This window comes from Moorena sp. SIO3I8 (assembly GCF_010692325.1).
In the GTDB taxonomy this organism is placed as follows: domain Bacteria; phylum Cyanobacteriota; class Cyanobacteriia; order Cyanobacteriales; family Coleofasciculaceae; genus Moorena.
Genome location: NZ_JAAHHW010000040.1, coordinates 25477 through 45660, shown reverse-complemented (window position 1 = coordinate 45660; position 20184 = coordinate 25477). Strand labels below are relative to the sequence as shown.

The 20184-nt window shown below is 42.9% G+C and carries 14 protein-coding genes and 1 pseudogene; 8 read left to right on the top strand and 7 right to left on the bottom strand.

Translation table 11 applies throughout. The annotated features are described in order from the left end of the window. Positions 1–37: 37 nt before the first annotated feature. The 7 genes and pseudogenes from F6K51_RS17070 to F6K51_RS17040 form a co-directional block, all read right to left on the bottom strand. A complete protein-coding gene (locus F6K51_RS17070; protein ID WP_293022030.1) occupies positions 38–1033 on the bottom strand; it encodes an FtsK/SpoIIIE domain-containing protein in 996 nt (331 codons plus the stop codon). 42 nt (positions 1034–1075) lie between these two features. Beyond that, positions 1076–2316: pseudogene (locus tag F6K51_RS17065) on the bottom strand (RNA-guided endonuclease TnpB family protein). Positions 2317–2437: 121 nt separating this feature from the next. Next, a complete protein-coding gene (locus F6K51_RS17060) occupies positions 2438–4195 on the bottom strand; it encodes a PD-(D/E)XK nuclease family protein (RefSeq protein WP_293022022.1) in 1758 nt (585 codons plus the stop codon). A gap of 322 nt (positions 4196–4517) precedes the next feature. Beyond that, positions 4518–6533 (bottom strand): AAA family ATPase, encoded by a 2016-nt coding sequence (locus F6K51_RS17055; protein WP_293022021.1) that lies wholly within the window; start codon positions 6531–6533, stop codon positions 4518–4520. A gap of 108 nt (positions 6534–6641) precedes the next feature. Continuing rightward, entirely contained in the window at positions 6642–7493 is an 852-nt protein-coding gene (locus F6K51_RS17050; RefSeq protein WP_293022020.1) for a hypothetical protein, read from the bottom strand. Between the two features lie 1144 nt (positions 7494–8637). After that, on the bottom strand, positions 8638–9285 hold the full coding sequence (locus F6K51_RS17045) for a response regulator transcription factor (protein ID WP_293022019.1): 648 nt from the start codon (positions 9283–9285) through the stop codon (positions 8638–8640). Between the two features lie 267 nt (positions 9286–9552). Then, positions 9553–10791: a sensor histidine kinase gene (locus F6K51_RS17040; protein ID WP_293022018.1), complete on the bottom strand. Its 1239-nt coding sequence runs from the start codon at positions 10789–10791 to the stop codon at positions 9553–9555. A 222-nt stretch (positions 10792–11013) separates the two neighbouring features. Here F6K51_RS17040 and F6K51_RS17035 point away from each other — a divergent pair, with 222 nt between their 5' ends. The 8 genes from F6K51_RS17035 (at position 11014) to F6K51_RS17000 (ending at position 20158) form a co-directional block, all read left to right on the top strand. After that, on the top strand, positions 11014–11418 hold the full coding sequence (locus F6K51_RS17035) for a Spy/CpxP family protein refolding chaperone (protein ID WP_293022017.1): 405 nt from the start codon (positions 11014–11016) through the stop codon (positions 11416–11418). Between the two features lie 717 nt (positions 11419–12135). After that, positions 12136–13011, top strand: a complete 876-nt coding sequence (locus F6K51_RS17030) for a TauD/TfdA family dioxygenase (RefSeq protein WP_293022016.1) — start codon at positions 12136–12138, stop codon at positions 13009–13011. Positions 13012–13074: 63 nt separating this feature from the next. Continuing rightward, entirely contained in the window at positions 13075–14265 is a 1191-nt protein-coding gene (locus F6K51_RS17025; protein WP_293022014.1) for a citrate/2-methylcitrate synthase, read from the top strand. A gap of 104 nt (positions 14266–14369) precedes the next feature. Next, positions 14370–15191, top strand: a complete 822-nt coding sequence (locus tag F6K51_RS17020) for an FkbM family methyltransferase (RefSeq protein ID WP_293022013.1) — start codon at positions 14370–14372, stop codon at positions 15189–15191. 42 nt (positions 15192–15233) lie between these two features. Then, positions 15234–16685 carry an MFS transporter gene (locus F6K51_RS17015; RefSeq protein ID WP_293022012.1) on the top strand — a complete coding sequence of 484 codons (1452 nt, stop codon included), beginning with the start codon at positions 15234–15236 and terminating at the stop codon, positions 16683–16685. An 876-nt stretch (positions 16686–17561) separates the two neighbouring features. After that, positions 17562–17915 carry a helix-turn-helix domain-containing protein gene (locus F6K51_RS17010; RefSeq protein WP_293022011.1) on the top strand — a complete coding sequence of 118 codons (354 nt, stop codon included), beginning with the start codon at positions 17562–17564 and terminating at the stop codon, positions 17913–17915. Positions 17916–18003: 88 nt separating this feature from the next. Then, complete coding sequence (gene iscB, locus F6K51_RS17005) at positions 18004–19293, top strand: RNA-guided endonuclease IscB (RefSeq protein WP_293022010.1); 1290 nt, start codon at positions 18004–18006, stop codon at positions 19291–19293. A 151-nt stretch (positions 19294–19444) separates the two neighbouring features. Next, positions 19445–20158, top strand: a complete 714-nt coding sequence (locus F6K51_RS17000; RefSeq protein WP_293022009.1) for a DUF2259 domain-containing protein — start codon at positions 19445–19447, stop codon at positions 20156–20158. Positions 20159–20184 lie beyond the last annotated feature (26 nt).

Genomic DNA, 20184 nt, shown 5'->3' with positions numbered 1-20184 from the left:
GCACCACAGGGTCAAACTTTATTGGAATAAACTTTGATCAAGGCAATACAATCCTCTCAGCAAACAAACTCTGCAATCGCTCTAACTTACCACCCTTTTGATATAATAAATCCCCCTTACCCAACAAATAAGCTGCTTCACTGTTGCTACCACCAAAAATAATCCTTGAGTCGGCTTCAGACGCTGTGCGTAAAGCAATTCGCCCAGGTAAATTAGACCGAATAATCGGAGTAACAACTTTCGCTTCTGGTCGTTGAGTAGCAATAATCAAATGAATTCCAGCTGCTCTAGCTTTGGCTCCTAAACGCTTAATACTTGATTCTAACTCGTTGCGGATTTCTTTTTCTGCCATGAAGTCAGCATATTCATCAAAGATACAGACTATCCGAGGTAATGGTAAAATTTGTTTATTAATCAATTGCTGATTATAAGCATCCAGGTGAGCACACTTGGCTTGTTCAAATTTCCGGTAACGCTCCTCCATTTCATCAACTAATTGCTCCATCAGTTCGATAGCGCGATCGCTATCTTTAACGATTGGTGACAGCAACCATGGCATGTCCTCAAACTCTGGGAAAGTGACGCGCTTGGGATCAACCAGAGCAATTTTGAGCTGTTGAGGAGAATGCTGATAGAGTAGGGATAGCAGAAGCGATCGCAAAAATTCGCTCTTGCCACTTCCGGTTGTGCCCCCTACCAAAAAGTGACAGGTATTGGGATCAGATAAATCCGCCTCTACCAATTTCCCATCTAAATTTACTCCAATCCCAATCATTGGAGGATTACTTGAGTTTTGCGTAAGGCTAATATAGTCATCAAATCTAGCTACTTCTCTATCCTGATCCTTCCGAGGTAAATCCACACTCACATACCCAGCTTCGGGAGTAATCAGGGGAGGATTATCCAGACCTAAATGTACTTGTAAATCCTTGGATCGATTCTGTATTGATATGACTTTTACCCCACGATTGGGTTTGAGCTTGATGCGGACAAATGCTGGAGCAACTGTTGCGTTGACATAATCGACACTAATTGTGAACTACCCCGACCTACTTCGTTGTTCGCGAAGGGTGGCCTACGGCCAGGTCGGGGCTTCCAGCTTCACGGAAGAATGCCTCAACTTGGATGGACGTCCTCGTTTTGGCCTTACTTCTTCTCCACTGGCGTTGACCTCCCCCGTCCCAGAGGAGGATAGCATTCTGATACCTTCTGCTCTAATGTTCTTAGCTGCATTACCGTCCCTATCATGATGGGTGCCACAGTTTGGGCAAGTCCAAGACCTTACATCTAGTGGTAACTCTTTGATTCGGTAATGACAATTAGAGCAAGTTTTAGAGCTGGGAAACCACCGGTTTATTTCGACCAATATTTTACCTTCTTTTTCGCATTTATAAGAAAGGAAATTTACAAAAGTTCCCCAACCCAGGTCAGATATTGCTTTAGCTAATTTGTGGTTACGAACCATGCCCTTGACATTTAAGTTTTCGACTACTACCACTTGATTTTGATCTACTATCTTTCTAGATAGCTTGTGCAGATAGTCTTGGCGGACATTTCCAATACGTTCGTATACCTTAGCTACAATTTTGCGCGCTTTTTTGCGACCATTGCTGCCCTTCTTTTTCCGGGCTGCGATACGTTGTTTCTTAGCTAGTTTCTTTTCGTATTTAGCTAAGTGTTTGGGATTGCCAAATTTAGAAGTCTTTTCGCCATCGTAGGTAATCGCAAAATCCTTGATGCCCAAGTCAATGCCAATCACGTTCCCTTCTTTAGATACTTTAACCTCTGTTGATTCGTATTCCACTAGAATAGAAGCGTAATACTTGCCAGAAGGGTCAAAGCTTACTGTTACAGTCTTAATTTCCCCCTCTAATGGTCGATGAATTACAGCTTTAACAACTCCTAATTTTCCTGGGAACTTTAGGCTATTGCCCACCTGTTTTACATTTTGGGGATACTGGATTGACTGGCGATGATGATATGACTTGAATCTAGGGTATTTTGCTCTTCCTTGGCCTATGGCCACGCTTCGCGAACAAAAAAGTTCTGATAGGCACGACTAAGATTCAAGCTCACAGATTGTAAAACCTGAGAGTAGCATTCTTTTAGCCATTCAGTCTCTTTTTCTTTTTTGAGTTTCGGCAACATAGAGTTGAGTGCAGATTGCTTCAGTCCTTTTCCCGTTTCTTTGTAGGTTTCTATACACTGATTCAATGCATAATTCCACCACCAGCGAGCACATCCAAAGTGCTGAGCTAGTATCATTACTTGTTCTTTTGTGGGATAGATTCTGACTTTGACGGCTTTCTGTTTCATTGCACTCAACCCTGTTATCGACCTTACTTACTAGTATGTATAGTTCACAGTAAGATGTCAAGGTGTTGCCTCAAATTCCTGGCTCGCTATCCATCCCCAACCTCCTTGGCCGTAGGCCACGCTACGCGAACGTAGAGGTTGGGGAATTCCGCGAGTTTTTGTTAAAGTCTTCTAGAGTACTCACCAATTTTTCCCCGGTCTGATCAGCATCAAGAGTTTGGCGGGATGGTGCCTTGACCGGCTTTTGCTCAATATCAGGAATTTTGGGGGATGCTGCCTTGACCGGCTTTTGCTCAATATCAGGAGTTTGGCGGGATGGTGCCTTGACCGGCTTTTGCCCAGTTTTCACCTCCTCAAAAAAGGTTTGACAGGTCTGTTGTTGGGGACAAATGTTGCATAGCTCAGGCTGTTGTGTCGGTGGTGGTGGCTCCAGGTTGCCCTTACCCATTGCTGGAGTGCAATAGTTTTTTATAGTTTCCCCATCTCCCTCCTCTTCGACCTGGGCAGGTTTCCAACTCAGCCATTGGCGCATCTGTTGTAATTTATGGGGAATGAGCTGATGCACTGTATCCTCTAGCTCTTCCCGGGAATAGTAGTATTTTTGGAATTCCGGTAAAACACAATAAACTGCTGCATCTATTGCTACTCCTTTTTTTTGGTGGAGCATGTAACTATAGAGGGCTACTTGAGCTAGGTTAGCGGATGGATCTACGGGTTGATAGGTTTTATAGTCTACAACACAATAGCGATCGCGCTCACAGTCGAAGATTAAGCTATCGAATTTTCCATTAACTCGTTGCTTGGTACCATCAGGAAAGGTGAAGTTGTAACTCAGGTCTATTTCTTGAGCAATAAAAGTTTTACTAATTACTTCCTCTGGCTGACAATAGCCTCGATTAGTAACTAGAAGTTGAGTCCAATGGGGAATTAGTGATTTTAATGCTTGCCAGAGTTGAAGTAGGATCGAGGCTATCTCTGGATTGGTATTGATGTTGGGGAAAACCACTAGCTCATACAGTAGCGCTTGCATCTTAGAGCTAATTTGGCTTTGGTCTAGCTGACTTGCTGTGGGGTAAAATAAGGCTTGAAATCGGTAATCTTGCTGGAGTTTGTCAGTACACTGTTGACATAGCTTATGGAATACTTTCCCAATACCTGGTGAGTTGGATGGTGGTATAAATAGGGTTTTTCCACCAAAGTGATGACTCAAATAAAATAAACGAGGACATTCAATGGCTACCCTAACTTGGGTAACACTGAAGCAAGGGGATTCCGATTTTTGCGTCCGTGATTGTCTTTTGACCATCTGCTCTGGATTCCAGCTATTTTTATCACTAATTTCTAGTAAACGGCGATGGACATGGGCTAGATAGACTGTGTCCATTTTTGCATACTTTAGCTGTTTTTGGCTGAGCGGACGTTTGCCCCAATCACTGCTTTGCTCTTCTGTATCGACATTAGCGAAATTGCATAGTTCTATCGCTAGGGTTTTTAGTTTATGGTTTGATACCTGTAATGGATTGGGTAGTTTCTTGTTGGTCAGCTTTCTAGCTATTTGATAGGTACAGGTGATATTCTTAGCTTGCTCTTTCCCCCCTAGATAGCGTAAATCAAAGCTAGCGTTGTGAAAGACTTTTTCAATGTTAGGATTGACTATAATATGGTTGACAAAGTATTGCACTACTTCCGGTTTGTCTAATACATCTAAGATGTAAGCTTTGTCACCATTTATATCTGTCGAATCAGCCAATACCTGAATCAGAGATAATCTGGGATTAGGGGTATTCCAGTCAGCCACTTCTGTATCTAACCACAGAATTTTGGCGGCTGATAAATTAAGGATTAACTCTCGGATCTGGGCTGGTTGATTCAGGTACATTGGCGCTTGTTATCTTAATTTTTTTTATGGCATAATAATCCTTAGCAGTCAGCGGTCAGCCATCAGCGGTCAGCCGTCAGCCTTTGGCACCTCAAGTAGTGTGGAACAGGCTTCTAGCCTGTGATAGCTGATAGCTTATAACTGATAGCTGAGAGCTGATAGCTGATAGCTTATAACTGATAGCTTATAACTGATAGCTTATAACTGATAGCTGATAGCTTATAACTGATAACTGATAGCTGAGAGCTGTTCGCGTAGCGTGCGCGTAGCGCTTATGCTGATTGCTGTTCGCGTAGCGTGCGCGTAGCGCTTATGCTTAAACTCAAGGTACCAAATATACTGATTGTGTTTCTGGGGAACCATCCACAGGGATAAGTTTTAGTTCATTTTCCTGACAAAGTTCCTTAATCTGTTGTTTAATTTCTATTTCTTTGAGCCGATTAAATTGACGGTGAGTAGTTTCAATTAAAACCTTAAGACCAATTAATTGGTCTTGTTTGAGCACATTTAACACAAATTCTTTAACCGGATTGAGGGGTACTTTAGTCTCTTCTATCGAAAAAATATTCAAATCCTTTAGTAAAGGACAATCCTGCAAAATTCCCGATTTTCGGATTAGATCCTTTAACTCTTCCAGTGTTATTGTTTTATCAGCAAGAACTAAGTCTTGGGAACAAGCCCCATTAACTAAGGTATGATAAGTGGCTAAGTAATGGACAGAGGAGATATCGTCTAATTTGAGGTGATGATGGTCATAACCATTAAATAGTTGGCTGTAGAGCTTGTACCCTTTAGTATCACGTTTTATGCTAATTTTTGTATGGCGAATTAGGTATAAGGTTTGGCAGCGATTGCTTTTTATAGCGTTATCACAGGCATTCATCAGATGATAGAAACTGCGACCATTACTAGTTTCTCCCCAGACTACTCCGATCCGTCCTTGAGGTGATGGCAGCTGGTAACTTAGGGAATAACTGGCAAAGGTTTTGCTACTGGACAAAAATTTTGGTTTAATCCCCCTAACCTCCAGAGCTTCTAATGCCTCTCGTAACATCCCAATCAATTCCGATTCATCAATATCTTGGATGCGGATAATTGTCGTCTGGTCAGTTTTTTTAAATTCCTTCTGCCATTTCAATTTCAATGAGGCTAGGATTTTTTCTTCTATTGGTATTGATTCGCCAGCGGTATCATTTTCGGGAGTTGAGTCAGTGGTTGATAACTCTGAGTTAACTCCCTGAGTTTTATACCTTTGAATTAGCTGATTTCCTAGTTTCAAGGTCTGGCGGGGAGTGGTTTTGCCACCAGGAAATTCTTGTTCTAAGTCTTGCCGAGTTAAAGGGTAAATCGGTGAGGTGGATTTTGGTTCAGCTTGCTGATGTAACGGATAGAGTATGCTTGCCCAGAGGGATTCCGCTTGCTCTAGGGTAATGTTTTTGAGCAGAATTTTAGGACTAAGTCTAGCGAGATCAGCCCCTTGAAGTTTTTTTAAATTCCTTCTCCAGGTATTAGTGACTATACTGATAATTATCAACAAGTTATTGGGAAAGCGAGTATTAAGGGTAGAGTTGACATTAAACAGCGCTTGTAGATCCAGAGAACCATCGGGCAAACGAGGAATATTATCCAATTGGTCAAAACACAGCACAATCGGCTTGGTGGATGACGAAATTCTCCCGAAGTTGATTAAGATATTCTGAGCATCGTCTTCGTTATCTATAGACCCTCTGACCCCAAGGGTTTTCAGGTCTTCTTCATCTAAATCTTCTCCCCTTAACCATTGATAAGCCAGGTGATACAGTTCTGGATTAGTAAGGTCATAGAGGACTCCAAAAAACTCTTTACTGCGATGAATTCCCCCTGGATAGCTAGCTCTGAGGTCAGCAATAAACCGTTTTCGCTCATTCAGCAGCCAACCGGTTTTTTTAAAGGCTGGGAGACTCTTTAGCCACAGCAGCAACTGAGACTCTTGTTCTCCTTCTGGGACTTTTAGCAGACTGTCAACAGTTTGCCTAAGGATATAGCGCCAGATGCGATCGCTATTTGCCCAAGGACCGATATAAGCAAAGAATGCTTGTTGATTGAGCTGCTTTTTGAGCCGTTTTAATAGATAACTTTTCCCCGAACCCGAATCACCAGCCAGTAAGATAGTGCGGGGTCGATGGTCTTGAGTCACCGCACTGAGGGTGCTGGTTATCTGATTAATTTCATGTTGATGAATCGATTCGACATCCTTAAGGGCTGAATTTTCTGGATCTTCCCAAAAATTCCCCGTAGCAAAGGTCACGGGGTCAAAGGGATTTAGGGCTTGTTTAATTATTTCCTGGATCGTTGCCATCTCTTTAATTCCATCTTCTATAGAGTGGACAAGGATAGAGGATTAACAAAAAGGCAGCCTCAGGTTATTGTATGATACTATCAATTATCCTATCTTTAGTATCAGAATTTATTGCACCATAATGAAAAATAGCCTAGCCCCGGTATTTTGAGGAATACCAGCTTCAATTTGTTCCTCTGTATACATGTTAGCTTCTTGCAAAGCACTCATATCAATTTTATCCTCTGCTTGCAAGCTATACAGTGCTTTATCTAATTGTTCCCGAGACAAAGGCGGTTGTAACTTTTGGCGCAAATGAAACAGTGGCAAATAGTTTTCCGTACCCAGTTCCTGGTCTAAATTCTTGATAATTTGTAATATTTCTTCATGATTAGGGGGATTGACTAGAGCGGCAGTCGAATTTCCATCTGATTCTGAGATTGTACTGGTTGAGTTTGGCAGCTGTTTCCGCAGGAAATCGATGTAATCCGCTAACATGGTTTTAGACAGATTGATATTGCCACGACCAACGGGTTTATAATTATTTAATAGGTACTCAATACCGGTTTCAGTAATCCAGACATCTTTGAATTTAGTTTCTGCTACTGTGATATAACCCCGTTCTATCAAACCTTCCATGATTTCCTTGCGGGTCTTAGCAGGCTTAACGTTTGTTTTGGCGGGAGTAGTCGGTTCTGTTTCACAGGCTTTGATAATTTTGCGTTCTTTCGTGCTCATTGGTACTTCAGCCTGATCTTGGTTGAGGAGTTCCTTGCCTGCATCAGTGATCTGAATTTTGGTGATTTCTTGATTAGAGTCAATCAAATTGCGATCGCATAACTCCCGACAAATTCGATCTCGTTCCCCCGCTGAGGTTTTAGAATTGGGTTTCGCTTCGGTAATCAATGCCCGATAATCCGGTTTGCTCAGTAGCTTCAGTAAAAATTTTAGTTGGCTGACTTCCAGTTCAATAGCTTCCATGTTGATTGTCTTTACCTCACTTTTGTTCAAGATTAACCTAAATCTATTCCCTATAACCACTTAGTAGTCAAGGATTTTCGCAATAAATTCTACTTTCAGCCCTCAGCGGACGGGCCCTGGACCCTCAACTATCAGCCCTGAGCAGAATTCTTATTATATAAGCCTTTCGCTTTTTTCAATAGTATCTTGTAAGCATTCAGCTATCAGCATTCAGCTATCAGCTCTTAGCTCTCAGGTTATGCGCTACGCACACGCTTGGCCTTGGCCTATGGCCACGGTAAGCTCTTGGCCACGCTAGGGGAACAGTTTTTGAATAAAATAAGCTGACGGCTGACCACAGAAAGCTGACGGCTGACGGCTGACCGCTGAATGCTTACAGTATCTTTATTTCCGTCGTGCCGTACTAGGGTCAATCCTTACCGATATTTAGACTTATCTCAAGTCTGGTTGAATACCCATAATTAAGGAGGCGCGGGGAGGGTAGGGAGGCTGGGAGGTGTGGGGAGATAGGGAGATGGGGAGATGGGGAAATTTTTATTAAGGGTAATTATCGTGAGATCATATCAACTGAAAGTCGCTAGTACATGAGTATTCACGGAAAACTCTCAAAACGCTGATACCCGAAATGCTGATAGCTAAGCTACAGTCAATTTTATTACCCCTACTCCCTACTCCCTACTCCCTACTCCCTATTCCCCTAATAACGTCGAGTTTTCTGAACCCCGTAAACTAGTCCTGTACCAATCGATAACAAGATCAGTAGCCACAGGATACCACCAGGAATAAAGGTAAGAATACCAAAACCTCTGAGCAAGTAAACCATAACGGTGATAGCGAGAAGAGCGCCAAAAAAGTAGGCAATTATCAAAGTTTCAGATTGAGAATAGGAACTCATATATAGCAAAGGGAGTAGGGATTAGGGAGTAGGGAGTGGGGAGCAGTAATAATAAATATCTCCTATTTTTGATGTTATCAGAAATCAGCAAGATTGTTCATGAGATATTTATAAGTGCTACTTTAGGTGCGAGCTTTTGAATAAAACAGGTAAGCATTCGTTTAATCTCTGTTAGGTCTGCTGTCAGGAATTCATAAAGCTGACAGCTGACAGCTGACGGCTGACTGCTTACAAATGCTAGCTCAATAATCAATTATCACTAAAATACCCCAACATAGAGTTTGCTAAAATGGCTGCTTGAGTGCGATCGCGTACATTCAACCGACTCAAAATATGAGTAACGTGGTTTTTCACTGTCTTTTCAGAAATATACAACGTCTGAGCAATCTCTCGGTTGCTAGCACCGGTAGCAATTAGTCGTAAAATTTCCTGCTCTCTGGGAGTTAGTTCCTCCCAACCCGGAGGTGGACTCGGAGTTGGGTCTCGCATTTGAGTAGCGACTTTTTTGCCTATACCAGGGCCTAACTGAGTATAACCTTTTTGGACAGCTCGAATTGACTGGGCTAATTCTTCGGGAGGGGTATCCTTCAGCAAATATCCGGCTGCTCCGCACTGTATGGCTTGGGTAACGTACTGGTCATCATCAAAAGTAGTTAGTACTAATACCTTTGTATCTGGGAATTGCTGACAAATTTCCCGAGTTGCAGCCACGCCATCCATCACAGGCATCCGAATATCCATTAGTATAACATCTGGCTGTAAAGTTTTTACCAAACTAATTGCCGTTTGTCCATTCTCGGCTTCACCGACTACCTGTAAGTCTTCTTCTAACTTCAGCAAGGCTTTTAATCCACGCCGAATTAGACTCTGGTCATCTACTAGTAAAATACGAATCATCAAGGATGAATAATTATATAGTAGTTGTCAATTCTGTGAGGTACTTATTTTTAGGGATTAGGGAGTAGGGATTAGGGAGTAGGGATTAGGAAAAAAATTAGCAAAATTCATCTATAATTGCTAGATATAGCGTTTGTATTTGAGATGTAAACCTGTATGATATTTTTTGATTTTTAAAGAAAAATCAGGACTCTTTACCCTGTTCCCTGTTCCCTGTTCCCTGTTCCCTTTGCGATATGGTTACATCTCAACTGAAAACGCTATAGCTTAAACCTTTGGTAAAGGAAAATGAGCGATAATTTTGCAGCCAGCTCCTGGTGCTGTTTCAATTTTAAAGGTTCCTCCTAAGGCTTGGGTGCGTTCTCGCATTCCTTGTAAACCAAAACCGCTTGTGTTCTGGTTTAGGGAAAATCCAATGCCATTGTCTTTAATAATTAATTGTAAATCTGTTGCTGTCTTAATTTGGATGTCTACTTCAGTAGGTTTAGCATATTTAAAGATATTTGTCAACCCTTCTTGGACAATACGGTAAACTGCGATTTTGATGTCGCCAGGGATTGAACGCTTTAGGTTAAGATGGTATGTAGGTGAGATAGCTGTGGACTTTTGGAAATCGTCGATTAGGGATGCGATCGCATTTTCTAGAGATTGCTCTTGTAACGGATTTAAACGCAAGGAAGCAACGGATTGACGTACATCCTTCAGAGCAGTTTTCCCGAGTTGTTTCGCTTCTAAGATAAATTCTTTGGCTTCAGCAGGGTCAGATTGTAATAGTATTAAAGCCGCTTCCAAGTGTAAATTGAATACAGTTAAAGAATGTCCTAAGGAGTCATGAATTTCCCGAGCAATACGGTTACGTTCTTGCAGCGTAGCAATATCTTCAATCCGAAGGGCATAGTCACGCAGTTGAGCATTAGCCTGTGCCAGGTCTTGCCGACTTTTTCGTTCTGAAAGTACAGTATCCACTAATAGCTGCAAAACGATTAAGACCAAGACAAATATCAAGACAGAACTCAACAAGATAAATAGTAATCGCTCCGGAATCAACCCTGTCGGTGGTTCTCTGAACACAGGAGGTGGTCTAAAGGGAGGACGATGCCTCATAGCATGATGCTGAAATCGAACCATTTGCCTCATTAGGAATAATATAACCGCAAATCCAGTCATCACTAAGCGACCTTGGAACTCAAAGATAAAACAGTTGCGAACAACTAATATAATTAACATCAGTTGCAACAGCCGAATGTGTCCCACCATGGACGCTAAGAGAATTACCCCAATTTCGGCGGCAGTGTAAAGTATCTTATAAATAGGCTGATTTGTTGGTAATCTCAATCCCATTAACCCAAATACTCCCAGGCAAACTAAATTGAGTAGTGGCGACCTAGGTAGCGGGGGAAAAGGAAGTTTTAGTAATTCCACCAAAGCGGTAATGATCAGCAGTATCCACTCCAGGTAGAGCAAAAATCGAATTGGGTGGTTAGTAATTTGAATAGGATGGCGCATTCACAATTGTTGTAAACAACCAATAACAAACAACCAACAACCTTAATCCATGTGTCAAAGGTAAAGCAAGACCCATTGGTCATATCTAGCCCAGGACTAAAGTCCTAGAGAAATTCAGGTCTTTTGCCTCATGTGGTTTCACCCTAGCCCTTTTTAGGATAGAGACATCAAACAGAAATCAGCTCACGTCAAAACAGTTAAAAATAAAAACAAGTGAACATCATGAACATCAAGCCCTTTTCTCTACTTGCAGGTATCGCAGCAATTACCCTCACTAGTTTTCCCATGGCAGTTAACGCCGAAGAAATGCCTCCATTTTTCTCCAAACTTAACATCACTGACCAGCAAAAAGAGCAGTTTGAAAACATCCGTAACAATACTGAAGCTAAAATTGAGGATATTCTCACTCCGGAGCAACAACGGCGGTTCCAAACTATAAAAACACTGCGCCGTCAACTCCGAGAAGCAAGGGAGGGTATGAATCTCTCTCAAGAGCAGCGAGACCAAATGCGCGAGATTCGCAAGTCAGCACGAGAAGAGATGAGGGGTATTCTCACCGAGGAACAGCGCCAACAAATTCGTCAAGAAATGCGCTCACGTCGAGGTAAGCGCGGATTTGGAAGGTGATTTTTCTAGGACTAGATTATCTCTTGGAATACAAATTACCAACTCTCTCGATCTAACTTGTTAAAGGTGCGCTTAACTCATTAATAATGAAATTCGCCACGGGTCGCACCTAATTGTTAAGTGTTAATTGACAAACCATTAACACTTAACAATTTTTTTTTGATCACAAATTATCCCAACATGATATAAGTTCTGGTTCTGTTAGCGTTTTCTTAAATCATCCCCATGTTGGGCAACCCTTACTGATCCTATTCTGGCGGACATAGCAAGTTCCGCGTAGAGTAATGTATCCCCCGGACCATACCCTAAATTGTGCAGAGCCAATCATTCTAGAGTAAGCAGATGTAGATTCAAGCTAGCGAGGTTAAAAACTATATATTTGCTCAAACAGATCATTTATAAAATAAAAATAAAGGAAATAGGCGATCGCCACCAACGTATTTTAAGATCTGTGAGGAAAAATGCTTTCCCAATGAAGCTGATCACAGCTGATTTCGGTGTTGGGTGAATATAGTGGTACTAATTTGGTTCCTGTGGTGGATCATATTATTGATCCACACCTAGAAGTATTCAAGCCAACTGAATCTGGGTTTCAAGTTTTCCCTCGACGCTGAGTTGTAGAGCTGACTTTTGGAACTTATTGTTCCAAAATCAAACATTGACAATAAAACAGCCCTGGCTCTATAGCCGTAGATCGCCATCAAATGGAAATGACGAATGGAAATGACGAAAGGGAAAACAATCGATAACGCAGTACGCCCTAACTATCGCTACATCAAGGTGCATCCGATTGCTGGTGCCCTCGGTGCTGAGATCCAAGGGGTAGACCTCTCACGACCCTTGGAAGCTGAAGTCGTTTCGGAGATACGCCTTGCCTTACTCGACCACTTGGTGATCTTTTTCAGTAACCAAGAACTCACCCCCCAGCAACAGCTTGCCTTTGCCAAGCTATTCGGCCAACCAATGGAATACCCAGTAGTGCGTGGATTGCCCGAATGTCCCTTGATTACACCGGTAGTCAAGCTGGAGCACGAGCGGAAGAACTTTGGTGGTGTGTGGCATTCTGACACCACATATCTGGAATGTCCGCCGATGGGAAGCATACTTTACGCCGTCGATATCCCACCCTACGGCGGTGACACGCTTTTCGCAAACCAGTACATGGCCTACGAGAACCTGTCGGAGGGTCTTAAAAAGACCCTAGATGGTCTAGTTGGCATCAACACCTCGACAAATGCTCATACCTTCAAAATGGAGCTGGATCGCCTACGGAACGCAGGCTCAAGTCAGGAGGTGATAGTTGCAGCCCATCCAGCCGTGCGCACCCACCCTGAGACTGGGCGCAAGGCACTTTACCTCAACATTAACCACACAAAGTACTTCGAGGGCTGGACGGAGCAAGAAAGTAAACCTCTACTCGACTATCTCTTCCAGCACCAAGTCAGGCCAGAGTTCACCTGTCGCTTTCGCTGGGAGCACGGCTCCCTCGCCTTCTGGGATAATCGATGCACCCAGCACAACCCGGTGAATGACTATCACGGGTTCAAACGCATAATGCATCGCGTCACCTTGTCTGGCGACAAGCCATACTGAGGGCTGGTCAGTATTGGAACATAAACCTCAGCTTAGTTATATACAAGGAGAAACTAATATAACATGGGATATCGATATCATGGTACAGATATTGACGGACCCAGTCTCAATCCAGAGCAACTGTATGTTCGGAATAGAAACCTGAACGATCTGATTGGTAATTTTTCATTTTCAGGGACTATCTATCATTTACTTACCGGCAAAGAGGCGACTCCATCCCAAGAAAAACTTATTGATCGCTATCTTGCCAGTGCCCTGTCTTCTTTAACAGAGGATGATCCAGTCCTAGAAGTGATTCGGACTGTAGTCGCCTCAGGTGCATCGTTTTCTCAAGCCATTATTGCCGGGTTGATGGTTGACAAAACCAAGTCCTTTGAACAGATGATCCCTGGGTTTGACCTGGATGCAATAGGGCTAGATCGAGACAGTCAAATTGGACTCTATTATGTCGGCCTAATTCCTGCGTTAATGGCTATTGCGATTGAAAGTATCCAGTGTATTCAGGAAAAAAGTTTTGACAGAAAAAATAGTGATGGGAAAAGCCCTAAATTGACTTCGGGAGAGCAAGACTATATCGAAGCTTTATTTACCCTCTGTACTAACAGGAATTTTAGTAACTCAGCTGAAAGAAAAATTTTTAATGATATAATGGTGAGCTTGCATGCAGGCTGGGGCTTTCTTGCTCCCTCAGTCATGTTGCCCCGGGTTGCCATCAGTACGAGAGTTCCTATCCCCCAAGCGATCGCTGCCGGTTTTACAGCTGCAGGACCTGCCCACGTGGGAGCCTGCGAAAAAGCAATGGAGTTCTTCACTGCTATTCATCAAACTATCATCGATCAATACAGTTCAGGAGATCGAGAAGCAGTGGTTATTAAGCTCCTTGAAGAGCGGCTTGCCAAAAAGGAAAAAATACCCGGTTTTGGGCACCCAATGTTTAAGGTAGATTCAAGAAACCCTCGTCTACACTCAATTATATCTGAGATCGGTCTGCAATCAGATTTTATTCAACTTTATGATATTACGGCCAAGTTTTTGAAAGAGAAACTGGGAATTTATCCAAACATTGATGGCATTAGCGCTGCTGTATTTTTGTCTCTGGGCATGAGACCCCCCTATGGAACAGGGCTATTCCTCTGTTCACGCAGCTCTGCAATGGTTGCTCATCTTCTGGAGCAAAAAGATAAACCTCCTTTTGGTGCCACCAGTGAGGAGATTCGGAAATGGTTTGGTCCGTTTGCTGTTGGATTTGAGTGACAATCTATCCATAAAAGATAGTATACTCAAGAACATAGTGTTTTGAATCAGGTAGAAACACTTTATTTGCCATAGCTAGCAAGGTTTGTGACTCTAAAGGAAATATGGAAATGCTACAAGATCTCGAATCTCAAGCAGAACTGATTAGTGAAATACTGGATTTAAAAAAGAAGGTATTGCCAGGATACTTTGCAGAACCAAGAATAAAGACAAGGCTTTATGAAGCAATCTGCTATGACGTTCTGCTTTATGAGAGATTGTTACGCAAGTACGGATGTCAGCGTCGCGGAGCGATATATCTGGGCGGACATAAGGGGGAAATGCTGTTAGCATTAGTTTTATTAGGATTCAAGAAAATTATAGTAGTAGAACCACAACCGGAATTATTTAAGCAGCTCCAAGAGCGGATTACTGTAGTCAATCAATTGTTCAGTAGTTACGACAAGTTGATTGACGGCGAGCCATTTACCTCGATCGAGGTTTTCCAGAGTGCCATTGGTGCGATAGATGGCGAAGCCGAGCTGTATGTGACATCAAAATCGCAGCTAACTTCGCTCTTCAAACCAAAAGCAGAAGTGTTCAATGAGGAAACGGTTTATTCAGAGGTAGAAGTAAGTAACAAAATCATCGTCCCGCTCAAAACAGTTGACAGGATAATAGAAGAGTCTTCAGGAGAGATATCGGAGTTTGATTTTATATACATGAACATTCAAGGAAGCGAATTGAAAGCTTTGGAAGGGGCTAAAGAAACACTCCCTCACCTAAAGGCAATATATCTGGAAAAAAGTCTGGTATCTCGCTATGAAAATTGTCCGCAACCGGAAGAAATTGACAAGTACCTAGTAGATCGTAATTTTGCCAAAGTATGGGCATACTTTCCGCAAAACTATGGAGTCAGTTTTGATCTGTACGTCAATCATAATTAATCGGCAAATAGCAGCTTTATACGTGAAACTTACTGACAGTATATGACGAGTACGCAAGACAGTGAAATAGCAATATCTAAACAATGGTGGATCCTATTTGCTGTGAGTTTAGTAACCTTCGTGTTCTCGCTAGATGTTCATATTGTCAATTTGGCTTTGCCAACACTGGTAGAAGATTTGCATAGCGACTTTGCCACTGTTGAATGGGTTCCTCTGAGTTATTCCCTGGTGCTGGCGATCCTGGTGCTTTGTGTGGCTCGATTGGGAGATATGTGGAGCAAGAAATCGCTATATTTAATCGGACTCACAGCATTTACCACAAGTTCATTGGTGTGTGGAATCGCCACCACAATTTACTTATTGATTGCAGCACGGATATTTCAGGGCCTTGGGGCTGTGTTGATTGCAGTACTCGCGCCCGCGATCGTAACTGAGGTGTTCCCTGATGCAAAGCGAGGGCTAGCCCTGGGGATCATTACTAGCACGGGTTGGGCGGGCGTGTCATTGGGACCCACGGTAGGAGGAGTGCTTCTAGAGCACTTGGGTTGGCGTTCAGTTTTCTTGGTTAATGTGCCAATTTGTTTGATCAGTATAGTGTTAGTGATACTGACACTTCCCAGGGGCAGTAACTCTACGGATCAAAAGTATTTTGATTTTGGCGGAGCGTTGCTTTTGGGGATAACGTTGACTTGTTTTTTGCTGGGGATAACACGCATACAAGAAGAGAATTTAGGTGGCAATTTAACCTTGCTTTTATTGGCGATCGCGATGATGGCTTGCGTTAGTTTTTTGTTTTCTCAGAAGCAATCTACTCAACCATTGCTTAACCTTAGTTTATTTCGATCTCTGGAATTAAGTTTCAGTCTAATGCTAAGTTCAATTGGCTATATTCTTAACAGTTGTGTAATTTTCCTTTTGCCCTTTTTTCTGGAACTCGTTAAGCATTATTCCGAACAACAAGTGGGGTTATTGATAGCGGTGCTGCCTATATTAGGAATCTGTGTAGGCCCTGTAGCAGGCTCCCTGGCTGATCGCTTTGGCGAAAGAAGCATTAGTACGATCGGATTGGTATTATTATTTATCAGCTGTTTGACAATCAGCACCTTTAGCGAAGAATTGACGGTTAAGGGCTATTTATTGCGGATAATTCCCTTTGGAATTGGTATCGGTTTGTTCCAACCCCCTAACCAAAGTGTGATTATGGGCAGCGTACCTCCACAATATCTCAGTGTTGCCTCTGGACTCTGGTTCTTTTCACGAGCCTTAGGTCAGGTTATGGGTATAACACTGATTGGCATTCTGTTTTCGCGCTTATCTGCTAGCCAACTCCCCGTAGATACCCCATTTTCAGTTACAACAGCGCCAGTTGAAGCGTTAGTGTTTGGAGAACAAGTAAGTTTTCGCATTGTCTCTGCCATTCTTGTGATTGCGGTAGTGATATCTGGATTCCTATGGCAGCGGCAAAATCAAAGGCTAAGAATAAATGGCACTTAATTAGTTTTAATATCATGTCCGCTTGAATACTTACACGAGGCGCAAATCGAAGGCAGAAGGCAGAAAGCAGAAGGCAGAAAAAAAGGAGTATGGTTTAATCTGCGAATGGTGTTTTTATCACTAATTATCCGGACATGATATTATTCTTTTATCAAAATAACTAACTATCTCCCCTAGGCATTTATCGGTGCGCAAATGCAATAGTTTTTTGGAAACCCGCAACTGAGGCAAATGGCTGATAATGCGTACGCATTTAATGTAGCTAGTAATTAACAATGATCTCGCCACTCACTCGACTTATTGATGTGCGAATGCAATAGTTTTTTAGAAACCCGCAACTGAGGTGAGTTCAAATAATGCGTACGCATTTACTGTAGCTATTCATCAATACTATTAGCCACATATGTCGCCACCCACTCGACTTATGGGTGCGCGAATGCAATAGTTTTTTGGAAGCTTGAAACTAAGGCGCTGATCATGCGTACGCATTTACTGTAACTAGTAATTAACTTTGATCTCGCCACCCGATGGACTTATCGGTGCGCGAATGCAATAGTTTTTGAGAAACCCCCAACTGAGGCGCTTTGGATCGAATGCGTACGCATTTACTGTAGCTAGTAATTAACTTTGATCTCGCCACCCGATGGACTTATAAGTGCGCCAATGCAATAGTTTTTTGGAAACTTGGAACCGAGGCGCTGAATGCGATTGACCATAGGTCACGCTACGCGAACGCACTATACAGGATTTTTTCCCTGTTCCCTGTTCCCTGCTCCCTGACTACACCTAGTAATTAATACCTAAAATCTTATCCCTTGCATCTTCCCCAAAATTCTGTTAAATTAACAGTCTCGTTAACGCAATGGTTAACTAGCCATGATGATTTCTACCGCACAAGCCGCTGATTTACTAGGTGTTTCCCCCACTCGCGTCCGTTACCTTCTCAGCAAAGGCAGAGTTAAAGGAGCCTATAAAGTCGGTAGAACTTGGGTGATTCCTCTGTTTGATGGCATGCCAGTAGTCACTCCTGGCACTCGCGGTCCCAAGCGGAACTGGTCAAAGCGCAGAGACCAATTACTAAACCTTAGCAAACCTGCTCAAATCGGGTTTTACCTGAGTCTTCAGATTGGTCAAGCTCACCAAATGGTAAACGCTATCAATGTCAAGATACCCTGGGGTGCGAGCCAGCTCCAGGCTCTATCGCTTCTGATTAAACAGGTGATGAGTTAATTTTAGTGAAGCCAGTGTCAGGAGCATGCACAAGCTTTGATAGCCGAGCGAGGCACACTTTACCCTCAACGGGAGTAAACACAAAACCATGTGTAATTACGTCTTTGTTTTAGATGCAAACCATAAACCCCTCAACCCCTGCCGTCCCGTTACCGCCAGGAAGCTGTTAACGGCTGGTAAGGCGGCTGTATATCGCCGTTACCCTTTTACGATCATCTTGAAAAAGCAGGTAGAGGCCGAACCCAAACCGATGTCTCTCAAGATCGATCCTGGCTCCAAGATGACTGGTCTAGCTATTGTGTACGGGAATCAGGTGGTATGGTCAGCTGAAATCGAACATCGTGGCTCCAAAATCAAATCAGCTCTTGACTCTCGTCGGGCAGTGCGTCGTTCCCGTAGAAACAGGAAATGCCGCTATCGAAAGCCACGTTTCAACAACCGGAAACGCCCAGAAGGTTGGTTGGCTCCGAGCCTACAGCACAGAGTGGCAACCACTATGACCTGGGTGCTGAGATTAATTAAACTCACCCCCATTGGTTCGATATCCCAGGAGCTAGTTCGGTTTGATACCCAAAAGCTGCAAAATCCTGAAATCTCTGGCATAGAGTACCAACAGGGGGAGCTGATGGGCTATGAAGTGCGGGAGTACTTGTATCAGAAATGGGATCGTCAATGTGTTTACTGTGGGGCACACTCGGTCAAGCTAGAGATCGAACACATAGTTCCCAAATCAAAGGGAGGAACCAATCGTGTCAGTAATTTAACCCTAGCCTGCCATCGGTGTAATCAGGCCAAAGGAAATCTTAATGCTCAGGATTTTTTATTGGGGAAACCCGATGTCCTAAAGCGAATTTTAGCTAGAGCAAAGCAACCACTATTAGATGCAGCGGCGGTCAACTCCACCCGTTGGAAACTTTACCAAAGCTTGAAAAAAACTGGATTGTCCGTAGAGGTAGGAACTGGGGGCAGAACCAAGTACAACCGTATCAAGCTGGGATTACCCAAGAGTCACTGGATTGATGCCGCCTGTGTCGGGGAAGTGGCCACATTGGAGATTGTCACCAGACAACCTCTTTTAATCAAAGCGATGGGTCACGGTTGTCGTCAGGTAATCCAGATGGATGGGATAGGCTTTCCTCGCAAAGGGTATAAACCCAAGCATCCTGTCAAGGGATGGAAAACCGGGGATATCGTTAATGTGGTAGCTGGGAAGAATGCTGGATTAAAAGGGGTTCGCATCAAGACCGTCAGAGCCAAAGGAAATTTTGATCTGATCGGGGCTGATCAGGATTCGTCCAACAAGGTCTTGAGCGCATCTCGCAACTACATTCAATGTGTCCATCGCCAGGATGGGTATTATTATAGTTTTGCTAAATGATAAGTAACTTTGATGAGCTTTTTTGTAGGAGCAAGGGTGTGGATTGAGACTATCTCTGATTTTAAAGTAATTTGATCTATACAAACATCATCACTGCTATTCTAAAGACTAATGGAAAGACCAGGGAAGTCGAAAGAGTATAGGTGATCGTATGAAACGCTTTTATTTATATTCAAGTTTGTTGGTTGCTAGCTTCTTTCTACTATTGCTTGGGGAGGAGGGATTAGCACTTATTGTCAAAACCAATCGTCGATTGTCAGGTTTTTCCGTAGATAGCCGCAACTATATTTATCTCGAAAGTGCTAGAAACCATGTCACAAAGGTTCCTACTGCCAAAATCCAAATTGTCGATGTAGCCACTAACGCTTGTGTCAAGAAGGGTTGTCTAGAAACTAACTATAACTACTCGGATTCCAATCTCACTCCTAAAGACGCTGAAGATAGCTTACTAAGGAAAACCCAAAGAATAAGACAGAGCTTAGGACTCAATCAACTAAAAGTAGGACTAAAACTGCCAATTATTGAGCGTTCCATTCAACCCAATGGCACTGAAACCGTTAAGGTTTTGGTGGATAAAGAAAAAGACCCACTAGAGATTCGTTTAGAACAAATTTATATTCCCTCAGTTTTGTCTGGAGGAATGTCTAATATAGACCGGGCTTCAATGCAGCTAGTCATTAATTACAATTATCGCCAACTCACCCTAGGTAAACTAAACAATTACCGTGAAGCTATAAGGAAATATTCGATCAGAGAAGTTCGCTTATCCCCCAATAGACAGCACATAGTTGTACTGATCAATCTCCACCAAGCCACCTATAACGCTGACTTTCAGACAACCTTCGTTCAGAGTTTTCCGATCTAAACTACTTTTGCCAATAGCCATGCATG